Raw genomic sequence first — 743 nt, 5'->3', positions numbered from 1 at the left:
GGTTGCCGCGGCTGGTGTAGGCCTTGTCGGCCAGGACCAGCACCGGGCGGGTCCTGGCCCGGCCGACGCCGAGTCTGCCGACTCGAATCCGGCGCAGGACGGGAATGAACTGCGGGCTGTCACCGCGGTGCCCGGCGGTGACGATCATCGCCAGGACTTTCTGGCCCTGTTCACAGGCCAGATGCGTCTTGGTGGTCAGGCCGCCGCGGGACCGGCCGAGTCCGTGATCGGCAGGCTCGTCATGGACCCCGCCGGGTGGTTCTTTCTGCAGGTGCCCGTCGTTGCGGGCGCCGGCGGCGTGCTGGTGAGCGCGGCTGGTCATCGAGTCCACGCTCACCGACCACTCGATGCGGCCCCGCGCATCGCCCTGTGCCTGCAGCGCGGCCAGGATCGCGTCCCATGTGCCGTCCCGCTGCCAGCGTCGGAACAGGCCGTAGACGGTCGGCCAGGGCGCGTACTCAGCCGGGACATCACGCCACGGAGCGCCGATCCGGATCCGCCACCTGATCCCGTCGATCAGCTGCCGTTTCTCCCACTTCGGCGGCCGACCGGTGGACGACGCAGCAGGCAGCAGCGGGGCAAGCACAGCCCACTGCGCGTCGGTGAGGTCATGCCGCCTCGTCACCGCTAAGGGGGTGTCTCAGTTGGTGAGGTTGTGGCCTCGGGCATGATCTTGTATTTGTGGCGGATGTTGTCGAGGACATGATCCAGACGTGGGCGCCGGAGGACCTGTGGGCGGTCGC

Annotated in this window: 1 protein-coding gene; it reads right to left on the bottom strand. The window is 69.3% G+C overall.

What is annotated here, in order from left to right:
• A partial coding sequence (locus tag ABD352_RS19520; protein WP_344613845.1) for an IS5 family transposase occupies positions 1-625 on the bottom strand: 625 nt, incomplete at its 3' end.
• Between the last annotated feature and the right edge of the window lie 118 nt (positions 626-743).

It is taken from the genome of Dactylosporangium salmoneum, assembly GCF_039532525.1.
Lineage (GTDB): Bacteria > Actinomycetota > Actinomycetes > Mycobacteriales > Micromonosporaceae > Dactylosporangium > Dactylosporangium salmoneum.
The sequence above is the reverse complement of the archived record's forward strand: the minus strand, read 5'-3'. Positions and strand labels throughout refer to the sequence as shown.